This window comes from Paucibacter soli (genome assembly GCF_037482845.1).
GTDB lineage: Bacteria > Pseudomonadota > Gammaproteobacteria > Burkholderiales > Burkholderiaceae_C > Paucibacter_B > Paucibacter_B soli.
In genome coordinates this window covers 211,923-226,628 of record NZ_JBBHJW010000006.1, presented here as the reverse complement: position 1 = coordinate 226,628, position 14,706 = coordinate 211,923, and the positions used below count along the sequence as shown (strand labels likewise).

Here is a 14,706-nt window from a genome sequence, read left to right as displayed (position 1 = left end):
GTTCAGAACGAGTCCAGTGCCAGCGCGGTGACGCTGTCGGCGCCCTCCACGATGGCATCGCGCAGGCCGCCGGCACGCGTGAGGATGTGCTCGGCGTAGAAGCGCGCGGTGGCGATCTTGGCGGTCATGAAGGCCCTGTCTTCACCAGCGGCGAGCTTGTCCTCGGCCACCATGAGTGCGCGCGCCAGTTGCCAGCCCGCCACCACATTGCCGGCCAACATCATGAACGGCACCGAGCCCGAGAACGCCGCGTTCGGATTCGCCTTGCCGCAGCCGGCGATGAAGTCGGACGATTCCAGCAAGGCCGCGCGCGCCTGGCTCAGACGCTTGAGCATGGCGCGTGCCGCGTCGCTGCCGCGCTCGGCCAGCAGGCGCTCGGTGGACTCGATCTGGGCCGCCACCGCCTTGGCCATCTGGCCGCCGTCGCGCAGCGTCTTGCGGCCCACCAGGTCGTTGGCCTGGATCGCGCTGGTGCCCTCATAGATGGTGAGGATCTTGGCGTCGCGGTAATACTGGGCCGCACCGGTCTCCTCGATGAAACCCATGCCGCCATGCACCTGCACGCCCAGGTCGGTGACCTCGAGGCTCATTTCGGTGCTGTAACCCTTCACCAGCGGCACCATGAACTCGTAGAAGGCCTGATTGTCCTTGCGCGTCTGGGCATCGGGATGGTGGTGGGCCGCATCGTAGGCGGCCGCGGCCACCAGGCTCATGGCACGGCAGCCTTCGGTCAGCGAACGCATCGTCATCAGCATGCGGCGCACATCGGGGTGATGGATGATGGCGGCGCTGCCGGCCACCGAACCGTCCACCGGGCGTGACTGCACGCGGTCGCGCGCATAGCTCACCGCCTTCTGGTAGGCCCGTTCGGCAATCGCAATGCCCTGCACGCCCACGCCGAAGCGGGCCGCGTTCATCATGATGAACATGTACTCCAGGCCGCGGTTCTCCTGGCCCACCAGGTAGCCGATGGCGCCGCCATGGTCACCAAACTGCAACACCGCGGTGGGGCTGGCCTTGATGCCCATCTTGTGCTCGATGGAGACGCAGTGCGCGTCATTGCGCGCGCCCAGCGAGCCATCCGTATTCACCATGAACTTGGGCACGATGAAGAGGCTGATGCCCTTCACCCCCTCGGGTGCGCCCTGCACGCGGGCCAGCACCAGATGCACGATGTTTTCGGCCATATCGTGCTCGCCATAGGTGATGAAGATCTTGGTGCCGAAGATCTTGTAGCTGCCATCGGGCTGCGGCTCGGCGCGCGTGCGCACCAGCGCAAGATCTGACCCCGCCTGCGGCTCGGTCAGATTCATGGTGCCGGTCCAGCTGCCATCGATCAGCTTGGGGATGTAGGTGGCACGTTGCTCATCACTGCCGGCGGTCAGCAGCGCCTCGATGGCGCCATCCGTCAGCAGCGGGCAGAGCGCAAAACTCATGTTCGCGCTGTTGATCATCTCGCCGCAGGCCGCGCCAATCGTCTTGGGCAGGCCCTGGCCGCCGAACTCCGCCGGGTGCTGCAGGCCCTGCCAGCCGCCCTCGGCAAACTGCTTGAAGGCCTGCTTGAACCCGGGGGTGGTGAACACCTGGCCGTCTTTCCAGTAGCTGGGGTTCTTGTCGCCTTCGAAGTTCAGCGGGGCGATCACGTCCTCGTTGAGCTTGGCGCATTCTTCCAGCACCGCCTGGGCGGTATCGATACCGTAATCAGCGAACTGGGGAATGGCGGTGAGCGATTCCAGGCCGGCCAGCTCCTTCATGTTGAAGAGCATGTCCTTGACGGGGGCGCGGTAAGTCATTGTCTTGTCTCCAGAGAAACGAAGGGCGCCGCGACCGTGAAGTCGGGCGCCCTGCAGGCTGATCAATAGGCGGGAATCAGAGCGCGGCGACGAGTTCCGGCACGGCCGTGAACAGGTCGGCCTCGAGCCCGTAGTCGGCCACCGAGAAGATCGGCGCCTCGGCATCCTTGTTGATCGCGACGATCACCTTGGAGTCCTTCATGCCGGCCAGATGCTGGATCGCGCCGCTGATGCCGGCAGCGATATAGAGCTGGGGCGCGACGATCTTGCCGGTCTGGCCCACCTGCCAGTCGTTGGGCGCATAGCCGGCGTCGACCGCGGCGCGCGAGGCGCCCAGGGCGGCGCCCAGCTTGTCGGCCAAGGGGGTCAGCACTTCATTGAACTTGTCGCTGGAACCCAGGGCACGGCCGCCGGAGACGATGATCTTGGCGGCGGTCAGCTCGGGGCGATCGCTCTTGGTGACCTCGCGGCCAACGAAGCTGCTCTTGCCACTGTCGGCAGCGGCCGCCACGGTTTCAACGGCAGCGGCGCCACCGCTGGTGGCGGCGGCGTCAAAGCCGGTGGTGCGCACGGTCAGCACCTTGGTGGCGTCAGCCGATTGCACGGTGGCGATGGCGTTGCCGGCGTAGATCGGGCGCTCGAAGGTGTCGGCGCTGATGACCTTGGTGACGTCGCTGAGCTGCGCCACGTCCAGCAGGGCAGCGACGCGCGGCGCCACGTTCTTGCCCGAGGCGGTGGCAGGGAACAGGATGTGGCTGTGGCCGGCGGCCACGGCCAGCACTTGCGCGGCCAGGTTTTCGGCCAGGCCATCGGCCAGATGCGCGGCATCGGCATGCAGCACCTTGGCGACGCCGGCGATCTGCGCGGCGGCAGCAGCGGCGGCGGCCGCGTTGTGGCCGGCCACCAGCACATGCACCTCGGCACCCGTGGCCAGCGCGGCGGTCACGGTATTGAGCGTGGCGCCCTTGATGTGGGCGTTGTCGTGTTCAGCAATTACCAAAGCAGTCATCAGATCACCTTCGCTTCATTCTTCAACTTGTTCACCAGGGTCGCCACGTCAGGCACCTTGATGCCGGCGCTGCGCTTGGGCGGCTCTTCGACCTTGAGGGTCTTGATGCGCGGCGCCACATCGACGCCCAGATCGGCGGGCTTGACCACGTCGAGCTGCTTCTTCTTGGCCTTCATGATGTTAGGCAGCGTGACATAACGCGGCTCATTCAGGCGCAGGTCGCTGGTCACCACGGCCGGCAGCGTCAGGCTCACCGTTTCCAGGCCACCGTCGACCTCGCGGGTCACGGCCACCTTGCCGTCGGCCACTTCTACCTTGGAGGCGAAGGTGCCCTGGGGCATGCCGGTCAGCGCGGCGAGCATCTGGCCGGTTTGGTTGCAATCGTCATCGATGGCCTGCTTGCCAAGGATCACCAGCTGGGGCTGTTCCTTGTCGACCAGGGCCTTGAGAATCTTGGCCACGGCCAGGGGCTGCAACTCGGCGTCGGTCTCGACCAGGATGGCGCGATCGGCGCCGATGGCCATCGCGGTGCGCAGGGTTTCCTGGCATTGGGTGACGCCGCAGGAGACGGCGATCACCTCGGTGACCACGCCCTTTTCCTTCAGGCGCACTGCCTCTTCGACGGCAATTTCGTCAAAGGGGTTCATGGACATCTTGACGTTGGCGATATCCACGCCGGTGCCGTCGCTCTTGACGCGCACCTTGACGTTGTAGTCGACGACTCGTTTGACGGGAACCAATACCTTCATCTCAGCACTCCAAGGCGAATTGACGTTAACGTTAATCAGGATTCTACGGGGCTCTGAGCGTACGCCCGAGTCATCCAGATGTCTGAGCCGCAAATAAAACGAACGATCGTGCTATTTTAGAGACGAGTTCGGCCCTTGCGCGGCTTCGTTTTAGACTGCGCCCCCTGATGAGCAAAACCAACACGCCCTTTATTGGCATCTTTGATTCGGGCCTCGGCGGCCTTACCGTGCTGAAGGCCGTGCATGCCGCCCTGCCGGGCGTGGCGCTGCGCTATGTGGCCGATTCGGGCTATGCGCCCTATGGCGGACGCGGCTCCGACTACATCATCGACCGCAGCCTGGCGGTGGCAGGGCATCTGCTGGAGCTGGGCGCGCGCATGCTGGTGGTGGCGTGCAACACCGCCACCGTGCACGCGGTGCAGGCCTTGCGCGAGCGCTGGCCCGCGACGCCCATCGTCGCCATCGAGCCCGGCATCAAGCCTGCGGTTGCCAGCACCGTCAACGGACGGGTCGGCGTGCTGGCAACGGTGGCCACGCTGGCGAGTGCACGCTATCAGGCCCTGCTGCAAGGGTATGCGGGCCAGGTACTGGTGTTCAGCCAGCCCTGCCCTGGCCTGGTTGACCAGATTGAGACCGGGCAACTGGATCGCCGCGAGTTGCTGGACTTGATCGAGCGCTATTGCGCGCCATTGCGCGAAGCACAGGTGGATACCGTATTGCTCGCATGCACCCACTACCCTTTTGTCCAGCCACAGATCCAACTCGCGCTGGGCCAGCAGGTGCAGCTCTTGAATATTGAAGATGCCGTGGCCAGACAGGCCAAGCGCCTATGGCAGGAGTTGCAGCTCCCCGCATGCGGCGATGGCGCAGACATCGCGCTGAGCACCACTGGAAACTGCGAGCCACTGCGCCGGCTGGGCCAACTCGCGCTCGGCAGCACACCCCAGGTAGGGCAGGTCAGCATCTGACGCCGTCTGTGGTGCCCGGGACGGGAATCGAACCCGTACGCCCCTCACGAGGCGGCGGATTTTAAGTCCGCTGCGTCTACCAATTTCACCACCCGGGCGGGTCAGTGCTGCGGCCGAATTATGGCGGCCGCGCACACAGCGAAAACGAAAAAGGGAAGCCTTGCGGCTTCCCTTTCGAATATGGAGCGGGAGAAGAGTCTCGAACTCTCGACCTCAACCTTGGCAAGGTTGCGCTCTACCAACTGAGCTACTCCCGCATGAACACTGGCCATTCTCATGGTCAGCTACTTTGGATTGAATGAACTGGAGCGGGAGAAGAGTCTCGAACTCTCGACCTCAACCTTGGCAAGGTTGCGCTCTACCAACTGAGCTACTCCCGCAGTGTCATTCCTGGAGGCGCGGTCCGGAGTCGAACCGGACTAACCGGATTTGCAATCCGGGGCATAACCGCTTTGCTACCGCGCCTCAACAATCCATCGCCATCGCCTCTTGCGAGACTTTGACGAAAACGAGAAGCCGCGGCTTCTCGTGTCAGCAAAAAGGGAAGCCAGGGCTTCCCTTTGAAATCCTGGAGCGGGAGAAGAGTCTCGAACTCTCGACCTCAACCTTGGCAAGGTTGCGCTCTACCAACTGAGCTACTCCCGCATGGACTTCAACACACGACTCACAGGGCTTCGACTCTCGCCATCTACGCTGTGCTGTTTGCGCTGAAGCTCACATTCTATACTGGATTTTCTGTGTCATGCAAGAGGTCTTGCGGATTTTCAATGCTTGAGTGCATCGCCACCCGCAACGGCCGCCGTCGCCGGCTCCGGTTTCACGGCCTCGGCCACCGCCTTCTCGGGCGCGGCGGCAGCCACTTCCTCGTCAGGCAGAGGTTGAGGCGCGGCCTCCAGCGCCACTTCCAACACGCGGTCGATCCACTTCACCGGCACGATTTCGAGTTGGTTCTTGACGTTTTCTGGGATGTCTTGGAGATCCTTGACGTTCTCTTCGGGAATCATCACCGTCTTGATGCCGCCGCGGTGCGCCGCCAACAGCTTCTCCTTCAAGCCGCCGATGGCAGTGACCTCGCCACGCAGGGTGATCTCGCCCGTCATCGCTACATCGGCACGCACCGGGATGCCGGTGAGCGCGGAGACAAAGGCGGTGGTCATCGCGATGCCCGCACTCGGACCATCCTTGGGCGTGGCGCCGTCGGGCACGTGGATGTGCACGTCGCGCTTCTCGAATGCCTCGTCCTTGATGCCCAGGCGGCGGGCACGTGAGCGCACCACCGTGCGCGCAGCCTCGACCGACTCCTTCATCACATCGCCCAGCGAGCCGGTGCGGATGATGTTGCCCTTGCCGGGCATGGCGGTGGCTTCGATGGTCAGCAGATCGCCGCCCACCTCGGTCCAGGCCAAACCGACGACCTGACCCACCTGGTTCTTCTTCTCGGCGCGGCCAAAGTCGTACTTACGCACGCCCAGGAAGTCGTTCAGGTTGTCCTCGTTGACCAGCACCTTGCCCTCGTAGGTCTTGAGCGCCAGGCCCTTCACCACCTTGCGGCAGATCTTGGAGATTTCGCGTTCCAGCGAGCGCACGCCAGCCTCACGGGTGTAGTAGCGAATGATGCCGCGGATCGCCGACTCGGCGACCTCCATCTCTTCGTCCTTCACACCGTTGTTGCTGCGCTGCTTGGGCAGCAGATAGCGTTGCGCGATGTTGACCTTCTCGTCTTCCGTATAGCCGGAGAGGCGAATCACTTCCATGCGGTCCAGCAGGGCCGGAGGGATGTTCATCGAGTTCGAGGTGGCCACGAACATCACGTCCGAGAGGTCGAAATCGACCTCGACGTAATGGTCGCCAAAGGTATGGTTCTGCTCGGGATCCAGCACCTCCAGCAGGGCCGAGGACGGATCACCGCGGAAGTCCATGCCCAGCTTGTCGATCTCGTCGAGCAGGAAGAGCGGATTGCGCGTGCCGACCTTGGACAGGCTCTGCAGCACCTTGCCCGGCATGGAGCCGATATAGGTGCGGCGGTGGCCACGGATCTCGGCCTCGTCGCGCACGCCGCCCAGGGCCATGCGCACGAACTTGCGGCCGGTGGCGCGCGCCACCGACTGGCCGAGCGAGGTCTTGCCAACGCCCGGGGGGCCCACCAGGCACAGGATGGGCGCCTTGACCTTGTCGACGCGCTGCTGCACCGCCAAGTACTCGAGGATGCGGTCCTTGACCTTCTCCAGCCCGTAATGGTCTTCGTTCAGCACATGCTCGGCATTCGCCAGGTCGTGCTTGATCTTGGTCTTCTTGCTCCAGGGCAGGTTGACCAGGGTCTCGATGTAGTTGCGCACCACCGTCGCCTCGGCCGACATGGGCGACATGAGCTTGAGCTTCTTGAGCTCGGCATCGGCCTTCTTACGCGCTTCCTTGGGCATGCGGGCAGCCTGGATCTTCTTGTCCAGCTCCTCCATGTCAGCGCCGTCTTCGCCGTCGCCCAGCTCCTTTTGGATCGCCTTGACCTGCTCGTTCAGGTAGTACTCGCGCTGGCTCTTCTCCATCTGGCGCTTGACGCGGCCACGGATGCGCTTTTCCACCTGCAGGATGTCGACCTCGTGCTCGAGCAGGTCGAGCAGTTTCTCCAGGCGCTTGGCCACGTCCGACAGGTCCAGCACCGACTGCTTGGCGTCGAGCTTGAGCGGCAGATGCGCGGCAATCGTGTCGGCCAAGCGCCCGGCATCGTCGATACCGCCGATGGAGGTGAGGATCTCCGGCGGAATCTTCTTGTTCAGCTTGACGTACTGGTCAAACTGCTGGGTCACCGCGCGGCGCAGCGCTTCCACCTCGGGCTTGGTATCGGCCTCGGGCGGGATCGGCAACACCTCGGCAACGAAATGTTCTTCCGTCTCGGTGATGCTTTGGGTGGTGGCGCGCTGCAGGCCCTCGACCAGCACCTTCACGGTGCCATCGGGCAGCTTGAGCATCTGCAGGATGCTGGAGACGCAACCGACCTCGAACATATCGTCCGACTTGGGCTCGTCCTTACCAGCGGCCTTTTGTGCCACCAGCATGATCTGGCGGCCGGCTTCCATGGCTGCTTCCAAGGCCTTGATGGACTTGGGGCGGCCGACGAACAGGGGGATCACCATGTGCGGGAACACCACCACGTCGCGCAGCGGGAGCAGCGGCAGCGTGATCGGTTCTGCAGGCAGGATGGGATGACCGGACATAGAAACCTCTCTTTCTCAGACCCATCTAGGGCCTGAGGGGGTTATTACAAGATGCGCGTGCGCTGCTGGATCGCACGAATACCCGGTCAGGCGCTGGCCTTGGCCTGCTCGCGATAGACGAGCAGCGGCTTCGCGTCTTCTTCGATGTTGTGCTCGTCAAGCACAACCTTGGCCACGCCATCGAGGGCGGGCAATTCGAACATGGTGTCGATGAGCGAATGCTCCATGATGGAGCGCAGGCCGCGCGCACCGGTCTTGCGTGCCAGCGCCTTGCGGGCAATGGCCATCAGCGCCGATGGGCGGATTTCGAGTTCGACGCCATCCATTGCAAACAGCTGCTGATACTGCTTGATCAGCGCATTCTTGGGCTCGGTGAGGATCTGCACCAGCGCATCCTCGCTCAGCTCGCCCAGGGTGGCGACCACCGGCAGGCGGCCCACCAACTCGGGAATCAGGCCGAACTTGATCAGGTCCTCGGGCTCCACCTCGCGGAACACCTCGGAGACGCGGCGCTCGCTCTTGGTCTTGACCGTGGCGCCAAAGCCGATACCAGACTTCTCCGAACGGTTCTGAATCACCTTCTCCAGGCCATCAAAGGCACCGCCGCAGATAAAGAGGATGTTGGTGGTGTCGATCTGCAGGAAGTCCTGGTTCGGATGCTTGCGCCCGCCCTGCGGCGGCACCGAGGCCATCGTGCCTTCCACCAGCTTCAGCAAAGCCTGCTGCACGCCCTCGCCCGAGACGTCGCGGGTGATCGAGGGGTTGTCGGCCTTGCGCGAGATCTTGTCGATTTCGTCGATGTAGACGATGCCGCGCTGGGCCCGCTCGACGTCGTAATTGCAGTTCTGCAGCAGCTTCTGGATGATGTTCTCGACGTCCTCGCCCACATAACCGGCTTCGGTCAGGGTGGTGGCATCGGCGATCACGAACGGCACGTTCAAGAGGCGCGCCAGCGTCTGGGCCAGCAGGGTCTTGCCGGAACCGGTGGGGCCGATCAAGAGGATGTTGCTCTTGGACAGCTCGACCGAGTCCTTGTTGCCGCCCATGTGGCGCAGGCGCTTGTAGTGGTTGTAGACCGCCACCGACAGCGTGCGCTTGGCCACATCCTGCCCGATCACATACTGATCCAGGCTGGCCTTGATTTCGCTGGGCACCGGCAGGTCGGACTTGCTGGCGCGGGTTTGCGCGGAGTCGGCCGGGACTTCGTCGCGGATGATGTCATTGCAGAGCTCGATGCACTCGTCGCAAATGAACACCGACGGGCCAGCGATCAGCTTCTTCACCTCATGCTGGCTCTTGCCGCAGAAGGAGCAGTACAGAACTTTTTCGCTGGAATTGCCTTTTTTCTCGGCCATGGATCTGCTTGGGTTTCATTCAGGCGTGACTGCCTGAACTGATGATAGTTCAAATGCGGCCGGGGCCCTTTTCTCAATAAGGGCCCCGTTCCAGCGCCAGTTGCCCCGGCGGCAGCGCTCAGGCGCGTTTTTCGATCACTTGATCGATCAGGCCATAGGTCGCGGCCTCGGCGGCCGACATGAAATAGTCGCGCTCGGTATCGAGCTGGATCTTTTCCAGGCTCTGACCGGTGCGCTCGGCCAGGATGCGATTCAACTGCTCACGGGTCTTGAGGATCTCGCGCGCATGAATCTCGATGTCCGTGGCCTGCCCCTGGGCACCGCCCAGCGGCTGGTGGATCATGATCTTGGAGTTGGGCAGCGCGAAGCGCTTGCCCTTGGCGCCCGCGGCCAGCAGGAAGGCCCCCATGCTGGCAGCCATGCCCATGCACAAGGTCGACACAGGCGGCTTGATGAACTGCATGGTGTCGAAGATCGACATGCCCGCCGAGACGCTGCCGCCGGGCGAGTTGATGTAGAGGAAGATCTCCTTGTCGGGATTCTCGCTCTCCAGGAACAGCAACTGCGCCACCACCAGATTGGCCACCGCATCGTTCACCGGCCCGACCAGGAAGACGATGCGCTCGCGCAGCAGACGGCTGTAGATGTCGTAGGCGCGCTCACCACGGCCCGATTGTTCGATGACGATGGGCACCATGCCCAGATTGCTCGTTTCCAGCGCGCTCATGAAGAATCCTTGAAACATGCGTGTAGCGTTGAGGTGGGCCGATTATGTCGCCCTCGGCTCGACCTCGCAGCGGGAATGAAAAAGGCGTCGGCCTTGCGGCGCGACGCCTTGCTCGCAAGAGCCTGGCTCAACCGGCTCAGCCGGCCGTGGCCATCAGTTCGTCGAAGGGCAATGCCTTGTCGGTGACCTTGGCATTGGCCAGCACGAAGTCGGTGACGTTGTTTTCGATCACAACCGCTTCCACTTCGGCCAGACGCTGACGATCGCTCAGATACCAGCGCACCACTTCGGCGGGCTTCTCGTAGCTTTGCGACAGTTCTTCGATGTGCGCCTGCAGCTGCTCCGGCTTGGCTTGCAGATTGTTGGCGCGCACCAGCTCGGCCACCACCAGGCCCAGACGCACGCGGCGCTCGGCTTGCGGCTGGAAGATCTCGGCGGGGATCGGCGCCTTCTCGGCATCCTTCACGCCACGCTTCTTCAGGTCTTCGCGCGCACCGGCAACCAGGCGCTCGGTCTCGCTGGCGATCAGTGCCTTGGGCACGTCCAGCTCGGCCACCGCCACCACGGCGTCCATCACGGCGCCCTTGTTGCGAGCCAGCACGCGGAACTTCACTTCGCGCTCAAGGTTCTTCTTGATGTCGGCGCGCAGCGCTTCCACCGTGGCTTCCTTGATGCCCAGGGACTTGGCAAAAGCCTCGTTCACTTCGGGCAGGTGCTGGGCTTCGATCTTCTTGACCGTGACCAGGAAGTCGGCTTCCTTGCCGGCCACATCCTTGCCGTGATAGTCCTCGGGGAAGGCGAGCGGAAAGGTCTTGGACTCGCCAGCCTTCATGCCGCGCACGGCCTTCTCGAAGGCCTCGAGCATCTGGCCTTCGCCGATCAGGAACTGGAAGCCTTCGGCCTTGCCGCCGGCGAAGGTCTCGCCGTCGATCTTGCCTTCGAAGTCGATGGTCACGCGATCGCCTTCGGCGGCCACGTCAGCGGCGGCGCGTTGCGCAAAGGTACGACGCTGCTTGCGCAGGATCTCGACGGTCTTGTCGATCGCCTCTTCGGTCACCTCGCTGGTGACGCGCTCGACCTCGGCGGCCGACAGATCACCCAGCTTGACTTCCGGATAGATCTCGAAGGTAGCGTCGAAGGCCATCGTGCCTTCGGGTGCTTCGTCCTTCTGGGCGATGCTGGGAGCGCCGGCAACACGCAACTGGGCTTCGTTGGCGGCTTGCGAGAAGGCCTGACCGAGCTTGTCGTTCATGACTTCGTACTGCACCGAGTAGCCGTAGCGCTGGGCCACGACGCTCATCGGCACCTTGCCGGGGCGGAAGCCGTCGGCCTTGACGGTACGGGCCAGCTTCTTGAGACGGGATTCGACTTCGCTGTTGATGTCAGCGGCCGCCAGCGTGAGCGTGATGCGGCGTTCGAGCTTTTCGAGGGTTTCGACGGTGACAGCCATATGTGACTCTGAATGTGACTCTGAACAAAAGACCTGGTGCGCGGGGCCGGACTCGAACCGGCACGCCCGTGAAGGCGTCAGGACCTAAACCTGGTGCGTCTACCAATTTCGCCACCCGCGCGAGTGGATTCAGAGTTGCCTCGATCTTTCTGATCGCGGCAGCCCTGTGGCGATGCGGCAAACCGGAGATTGTAGCCGGTAGATTAGGCAAAAACCGGCGCGCCATCCACCCAAGGGTTTTGGAGCGCGCCGGCGCGGACACGTCCGGCGCTCAGGACTCCAGCTTCGAGGGCATGAAACGCGAGGCGGCGGCCGGGCGCTGCACCCGGAACCAGGCCGCGTACATGGCCGGCAGCGCCAGCAAGGTCAGCGCGGTGGCCACGATCAGTCCACCCATGATGGCCACGGCCATCGGCCCCCAGAACACGCTGCGCGACAGTGGCACCATCGCCAGCACGGCAGCGGCCGCCGTCAGCACGATAGGGCGGAAGCGCCGCACCGCCGACTCGACAATCGCCGACCAGGCGGGTACGCCGCGCTCGCGGTCCTGCTCGATCTGGTCGATCAGGATCACCGAGTTGCGCATGATCATGCCCATCAAGGCAATCACGCCCAGCAGGGCCACGAAGCCGAAGGGCCGGTTCAACAGCAGCAGCGCGCCGGCCACGCCGGCAATACCCAGCGGTCCGGTCAGGAACACCAGCATGGCGCGCGAGAAGCTCTGCAACTGCAGCATCAGCAGGGTGAACGTGATGAACAGCATCACCGGCACACCGGCAGCGATGGAGCCTTGGCCCTTGCTGCTCTCCTCGACCGAACCCGCTACCTCGATCCGATACCCCGGCGGCATCTTGGCCTGCAATTCCTTCAGCGCCGGCCAGACCTGCGCCGTCACCGTGGCACCCTGCAGGCCCTCGGCCACGTCACCCTGCACCGTGACAGCGAAACTGCGCCCCTCGCGCCACAGTACGCCGGGCTCCCATTCAAAGCGCACCTTGGCGATCTGCGTCAGCGGTACGGAGCGGCCGCTGGCTGTGGGCAGGTAAGCGCTACCTAGATCGGTAATCGCATTGCGCTCCTCGGCCGGTTGGCGCACCACGATATCGATCAGCCGGTCGGCTTCGCGGTATTGCCCCACCGTGACCCCGGACAGCATCACGCGCGAAGCCTGCGCGATGCTCTGGCTCGTGACGCCCAAGGCACGCGCCTTGTCCTGATCCACCTCCAGCTTAAGCGTCTTGATCGACTCGTTCCAGTTGTCGTTCACACCCCGCATGTTCGGATTCGCGCGCAAGATCTCCTTGGCCTGATCGGCCCAGCGGCGCACTTCCTTGGCATCCTCGCCCGCCACCCGGAACTGCACCGGGTAGGGCACGGGCGGCCCATTGGGCAACAGCTTGACACGTGTACGCGCCTCCGGGAATTCCTTGGCCAGCAACTCGGGCAGGCGCTTGCGCAGGCTTTCGCGCTCCTGCAAGTCGCGCGGAATCAGGATGGACTGGCTGACGTTGGCCTGCGGAAAAACCTGGTCCAGCGGCAAATAGAAACGCGGCACACCACTACCGACCCAGGTGCTGACGGAGTCGACGCCCGGCTCCCTGAGCATGCGCGCCTCGAAGCGCTTGGCAAGTTCGTTGCTCTGCTCGATCGTCGTGCCCTCAGGCAACCAGAGGTCCACCAACACCTCTGGCCGGCTGGAGTCCGGGAAGAACTGCTGCTGCACGCGGCCCATACCCACCAGGCCCAGCACGAACAAGGCCACCGTCATGGCAATGGCCTTCCAGCGGTTCTCCACACACCATCTCACCATCGCGCGGAAGCGGTTGTAGAACGGCGTGTCAAAGAGTTCGTGCGCTTCACCACCGCCGTGCGCCCGGCTGCGCAGCAGGATGGCGCCCAGATAGGGCACGAAATAGACCGATACCACCCAGGAAATGAGCAGCGACGCCGCGGTCACCGCAAAGATTGCAAAGGTGTATTCGCCGGTTGCTGACTTGGCCAGACCGATGGGCAAGAAGCCCACCGCGGTGATCAAGGTGCCGGTCAGCATGGGCATGGCAGTGACCTCGTAGGCAAAGGTCGCCGCATGCATCTTGTCGTAGCCCTCCTCGAGCTTGCGCACCATCATCTCCACCGCAATGATGGCGTCGTCGACCAGCAAGCCCAGCGCAATGATGAGCGAGCCCAGCGAGATCTTGTGCAGCCCCACGCCCCAATAAAACATGGTCACAAAGGTGATCGCCAGCACCAGCGGAATGGTGATGGCCACCACCAGGCCGGGCCAGACGTCGATGCGTAGCGGCCTGGTATGCAGGCCCAGTGCGATGAAGCTAACGGCCAGCACGATCACCACGGCCTCGATCAGCACATGCACAAATTCGTTCACCGAACGCGTCACGGCCTGCGGCTGATCCTGGATCTGGCTCAGTTCCAGTCCGGCGGGTAGCTTGGACTTGATGGTCTCGTTGGCGGCGCGCAAGGCCTTGCCCAGCGCAATGATGTCGCCGCCCTTAGCCATAGAAACCCCCAGGGCAATCACCTGTTTACCCTGGTGTCGCACCATCAGGCTGGGCGGATCCACAAAGGCGCGCCTGATTTCCGCGATGTCGCCCAGGCGCAGGCTGCTGGCCACGCCGGTCTGCGGGTTGAGCGCGCGAATAGGCATCTCGCGCAGCGCATTCACCGAGTTCAGCTGCCCCTCGACACGCACCTGAAGATTGTTGCTGCCGGCGTTGAGAACCCCCGCCCCCTCCACCGCGTTCTGCGCGCCCAGCTGGCCGATGACCTGGTTGAAGTCCACACCCAACTCGGCCAGGCGCTTTTGCGACACCTCGATATAGAGCTTCTCGGCCTGCGTGCCGAACAACTCGACCTTGGCCACGTCCGGCACCTTGAGCAGGATGGAGCGCACGCGCTCGGCCTGCTGGCGCAGTTCCTCGTTGCTGAATCCGTCGGCAGAGAGCGCGAAGATCGAGCCGTAGACATCGCCGAAGTCGTCATTGAACACCGGGCCGAGCACGCCCTGCGGCAGCGTCATCCGCATGTCGCCGACCTTTTTGCGCACCGAGTACCAAAGACTGCTGACTTCCTGAGGCGGCGTGCTGTCCTTGGCGAAAAAGAAGGTCAGAGATTCGCCCGGCTTGGTGTAGCTGCGGATCTTGTCCGCATGCGGCACCTCCTGCAGCGTCTTCTCGATCTTGTCGGTCACCTGTTCGGCCATCTGAAGCGCCGTGGCCCCAGGCCAGAACGCCTGCACCACCATGATGCGGAAGGTGAACGGTGGGTCCTCGTCCTGGCCAAGCTGAAAATAGGCGGCGAAGCCCATCACCATCAGCACCACCATCAGATAGCGCGTTAGCGCGGGATGCTGCAGAGCCCAACGGGAGAGATTGAAACGCGAGGCGGCCGCGCTGCGGGAAGATGCGCTGTTCATGCTGTTGTCC

Annotated in this window: 9 protein-coding genes and 6 tRNA genes; 1 reads left to right on the top strand and 14 read right to left on the bottom strand. The window is 63.5% G+C overall.

All coding sequences use genetic code 11. From position 1 onward, the window contains the following. Nucleotides 1–2: 2 nt before the first annotated feature. The 3 genes from WG898_RS14300 to WG898_RS14290 form a co-directional block, all read right to left on the bottom strand. Nucleotides 3–1,793, bottom strand: a complete 1,791-nt coding sequence (locus WG898_RS14300; protein ID WP_339603469.1) for an acyl-CoA dehydrogenase — start codon at nt 1,791–1,793, stop codon at nt 3–5. Nucleotides 1,794–1,869: 76 nt separating this feature from the next. Then, nucleotides 1,870–2,802: an electron transfer flavoprotein subunit alpha/FixB family protein gene (locus WG898_RS14295; RefSeq protein WP_339603468.1), complete on the bottom strand. Its 933-nt coding sequence runs from the start codon at nt 2,800–2,802 to the stop codon at nt 1,870–1,872. Further along, nucleotides 2,802–3,551 carry an electron transfer flavoprotein subunit beta/FixA family protein gene (locus WG898_RS14290; RefSeq protein ID WP_285232938.1) on the bottom strand — a complete coding sequence of 250 codons (750 nt, stop codon included), beginning with the start codon at nt 3,549–3,551 and terminating at the stop codon, nt 2,802–2,804. Before WG898_RS14290 ends, WG898_RS14295 begins: the two co-directional genes overlap by 1 nt. Before the next feature lie 167 nt (nt 3,552–3,718). Between WG898_RS14290 and murI the strand changes: the two genes are divergently transcribed. After that, entirely contained in the window at nt 3,719–4,519 is an 801-nt protein-coding gene (gene murI, locus WG898_RS14285; RefSeq protein WP_339603467.1) for a glutamate racemase, read from the top strand. A gap of 9 nt (nt 4,520–4,528) precedes the next feature. On the opposite strand, the gene WG898_RS14280 is transcribed toward murI, so the two are convergent. The 11 genes from WG898_RS14280 to WG898_RS14230 all read right to left on the bottom strand — a co-directional run bounded on the left by WG898_RS14280 (nt 4,529) and on the right by WG898_RS14230 (nt 14,696). Further along, nucleotides 4,529–4,617 (bottom strand) — tRNA-Leu (locus WG898_RS14280). 83 nt (nt 4,618–4,700) lie between these two features. Further along, a tRNA-Gly gene (locus WG898_RS14275) sits at nt 4,701–4,776 on the bottom strand. Between the two features lie 47 nt (nt 4,777–4,823). Continuing rightward, a tRNA-Gly gene (locus tag WG898_RS14270) sits at nt 4,824–4,899 on the bottom strand. Nucleotides 4,900–4,910: 11 nt separating this feature from the next. After that, nucleotides 4,911–4,984: transfer RNA gene (locus WG898_RS14265), tRNA-Cys, on the bottom strand. A gap of 104 nt (nt 4,985–5,088) precedes the next feature. Next, a tRNA-Gly gene (locus WG898_RS14260) sits at nt 5,089–5,164 on the bottom strand. A 119-nt stretch (nt 5,165–5,283) separates the two neighbouring features. Then, nucleotides 5,284–7,731 (bottom strand): endopeptidase La, encoded by a 2,448-nt coding sequence (gene lon, locus WG898_RS14255; RefSeq protein ID WP_339603466.1) that lies wholly within the window; start codon nt 7,729–7,731, stop codon nt 5,284–5,286. A gap of 86 nt (nt 7,732–7,817) precedes the next feature. Beyond that, complete coding sequence (gene clpX / locus WG898_RS14250) at nt 7,818–9,086, bottom strand: ATP-dependent Clp protease ATP-binding subunit ClpX (RefSeq protein WP_285232941.1); 1,269 nt, start codon at nt 9,084–9,086, stop codon at nt 7,818–7,820. A gap of 118 nt (nt 9,087–9,204) precedes the next feature. After that, nucleotides 9,205–9,813 (bottom strand): ATP-dependent Clp endopeptidase proteolytic subunit ClpP, encoded by a 609-nt coding sequence (gene clpP / locus WG898_RS14245; protein ID WP_285232942.1) that lies wholly within the window; start codon nt 9,811–9,813, stop codon nt 9,205–9,207. 136 nt (nt 9,814–9,949) lie between these two features. Continuing rightward, nucleotides 9,950–11,263 (bottom strand): trigger factor, encoded by a 1,314-nt coding sequence (gene tig, locus WG898_RS14240; protein WP_285232943.1) that lies wholly within the window; start codon nt 11,261–11,263, stop codon nt 9,950–9,952. Between the two features lie 34 nt (nt 11,264–11,297). Beyond that, nucleotides 11,298–11,384 (bottom strand) — tRNA-Leu (locus tag WG898_RS14235). A gap of 150 nt (nt 11,385–11,534) precedes the next feature. Further along, nucleotides 11,535–14,696 (bottom strand): efflux RND transporter permease subunit, encoded by a 3,162-nt coding sequence (locus WG898_RS14230; RefSeq protein WP_339603465.1) that lies wholly within the window; start codon nt 14,694–14,696, stop codon nt 11,535–11,537. Nucleotides 14,697–14,706: the final 10 nt, after the last annotated feature.

Coding starts and splice junctions, on each gene's coding strand:
- WG898_RS14300 (WP_339603469.1), bottom strand. CDS start 1,793: ATGACTTACCGCGCCCCCGTCAAGGACATGCTCTTCAACATGAAGGAG.
- WG898_RS14295 (WP_339603468.1), bottom strand. CDS start 2,802: ATGACTGCTTTGGTAATTGCTGAACACGACAACGCCCACATCAAGGGC.
- WG898_RS14290 (WP_285232938.1), bottom strand. CDS start 3,551: ATGAAGGTATTGGTTCCCGTCAAACGAGTCGTCGACTACAACGTCAAG.
- murI (WP_339603467.1), top strand. CDS start 3,719: ATGAGCAAAACCAACACGCCCTTTATTGGCATCTTTGATTCGGGCCTC.
- lon (WP_339603466.1), bottom strand. CDS start 7,731: ATGTCCGGTCATCCCATCCTGCCTGCAGAACCGATCACGCTGCCGCTG.
- clpX (WP_285232941.1), bottom strand. CDS start 9,086: ATGGCCGAGAAAAAAGGCAATTCCAGCGAAAAAGTTCTGTACTGCTCC.
- clpP (WP_285232942.1), bottom strand. CDS start 9,813: ATGAGCGCGCTGGAAACGAGCAATCTGGGCATGGTGCCCATCGTCATC.
- tig (WP_285232943.1), bottom strand. CDS start 11,263: ATGGCTGTCACCGTCGAAACCCTCGAAAAGCTCGAACGCCGCATCACG.
- WG898_RS14230 (WP_339603465.1), bottom strand. CDS start 14,696: ATGAACAGCGCATCTTCCCGCAGCGCGGCCGCCTCGCGTTTCAATCTC.